The organism is Thermococcus sp. (genome assembly GCF_027052235.1).
Classification (GTDB): domain Archaea; phylum Methanobacteriota_B; class Thermococci; order Thermococcales; family Thermococcaceae; genus Thermococcus.
The window spans coordinates 1-2,138 of sequence record NZ_JALUFF010000072.1 but is presented as its reverse complement, the minus strand read 5'-3'; the positions used below and the strand labels follow the sequence as shown (position 1 = coordinate 2,138).

The 2,138-nt window shown below is 50.9% G+C and carries 3 protein-coding genes; all 3 read right to left on the bottom strand.

Features of this window, described 5'->3' with window-relative positions:
- The coding region (locus tag MVC73_RS09645; RefSeq protein ID WP_297510388.1) for a glycosyltransferase family 2 protein at positions 1–405 on the bottom strand (405 nt) is incomplete at its 3' end.
- A gap of 34 nt (positions 406–439) precedes the next feature.
- On the bottom strand, positions 440–1,783 hold the full coding sequence (locus tag MVC73_RS09640) for a nucleotide sugar dehydrogenase (protein ID WP_297510385.1): 1,344 nt from the start codon (positions 1,781–1,783) through the stop codon (positions 440–442).
- The coding region (locus MVC73_RS09635; protein WP_297510382.1) for a Gfo/Idh/MocA family oxidoreductase at positions 1,780–2,138 on the bottom strand (359 nt) is incomplete at its 5' end. The genes MVC73_RS09635 and MVC73_RS09640, both read right to left, overlap by 4 nt.

Below are 2,138 nucleotides of genomic sequence, written 5' to 3'. Positions count from 1 at the left end.
GTATCTCGACCCTATCACGAATTCTGCGTTCCCTCCTATTATCGGCTCAAGAAGGCGAGGAATTTCATCAGGGTTATGCTGGCCATCTGCATCAAGCGTTACAACTACATTGTAACCCTTAGAAAGCGCATAGTCAAATCCAGTTTTGAGGGCCTTTCCTTTACCTAGATTATTCTCGTGCCGTATAACTTTGGCACCACAACCCTGGGCTATTTCAGAGGTTCTATCCGAGGAACCATCATCTACGACTAACACATCCCCATACTTCTTAGAAAGAGTAACCACTGAGCCTATCGTCAGCTCCTCATTGTAGGCAGGGATTACTACCAAAGTCCTCATAGTGTCCACCGGAATATGAAATTTTTTGTGAAGATTTTGAGTCAGTTTTATCTTCTTTGATGACATTACGCTCAAAGTATATACAGATTTTGATTAAAAATTAAACTCTTCCCACCCTTTTGTACATAAACCCTGCCTTTTTAGCTTTTTCTGGTTCTATCACGTTCCTGCCATCAACTATAATCCTGGTTCTAACTTGTTCTGCGATCTCATCCAGGTCCAGCTCCTTGAATTCCTTGTGATCGGCGGTGATAACGATCGCATCGATTCCTTCAAAGCCCTCCTTCCACTCTGCACCAAAGCGCTCTGCATCATCCTTCGTGCAGAGCGGATCGTAGGCGTAAACTCTAGCGCCCCACTCCTTGAGCTCTTCAATTATTGGTTTCGCGGCAGCCTTCATGAACTCCCTCACGCCTCCCCTGAACGTCAGACCCAAGACGAGAATGTTGCTCCCATTCACGGGCTTTCCTGCCTCGTTGAGCGCTTTGACCGTTAGTTCTACGACGTGATGCGGCATCGAGTCGTTTATCTCCCTCGCCGTTTTGGTAAGCCTTGGATTGGTCTTCTTGGCAAGGTTTATCACGAACCACGGGTAAACGGGAATGCAGTGGCCGCCCACTCCGGCTCCGGGCATGTGAAGGTGGCAGTATGGCTGTGTGTTTGCCGCCTGAAACACCTCCAGTGCATCCAAACCATGCTCCTCGCACCACATGGCCAGCTCGTTGGCCAAGGCGATGTTGACATCGCGGTAGACGCCCTCGAAGACCTTAACAGCTTCAGCAGCTTTTATTGAACTCATTGGGATGACGCCCTTCCTGTTAATGGTCTCGTAGATTCCGATTACCGCTTCCAGCGTTTTCTCATCGTTCGCTCCCACTATCTTCGGGTACTGGCCTGTTATGTCCCTGATAGCCGTGCCCGTCATCGTCCTCTCGGGAGCGTGGGCCAAGCCGAATTCTCCGAGCTTAAGCCCGGATTTTTCGAGGGTCGGAACTAAACTCTCGGTGGTTCCCGGGGGCATCGTGGCCTCGGTTATGACTATATCCCCCTTTTCGAGGCCTTGGCTTATCTTTTCCGCCACGTCGTAAACTGGGCCGAGCCTCATGTTGCCCCTCTCGTCCGTCAGAGTCGGCACGAGGATGACCATAACGTCCGCCTGTTTTGCCGCCCATACCCCATCGGTGGTCGCCTTCAGTCTCCCTGCTTTAACGTTCCGCTTTACCAGCTCGTCAAGGCCGGGTTCCTCCTTAACGTGGTTCTCCCCGCGGTTGATGGATTCAACCACTCTCTCGTTGATGTCCACACCGATGACGTTGGCACCGTGATCCGCGAAGACTGCCGCCAAAGGAAGGCCCATTTTACCCATCCCGTACACTGCTATTGTAAATTTGCCCTTTTGAAAGGCTTTTTTTACCTCCTCCCGGTTTAATCCAATGAGCTTCATTCTTCCACCCCCAGAACCCTTCCACTCTTTGCACTCTCCTGGGCTAAAAGGGCCACCTTAAGAGCGTGAAGACCAGCCTCTCCATCGACTATCGGCCTCGTACCTTTCTCAACGCACTCTATGAAGTGTTCAATCTCATTCCGGAGGGGTTCCCTTTTTTCTATCTTGGCCTCCTTTATCCATTCGTTGTTGTAAAGCTTGAGGTTTTGTTCAATGTAATCCATGTACGCTATCCCCCCCGTTCCGACCACGTTTAGGGTCCTCGTCTTGTGGGGGGTGAGCCAGTTGGTCTCGACTATTCCCGTACCATCATCGAAGCCGAGGGTTATGAGGGCGTGATCCTCCACTCCTGCAG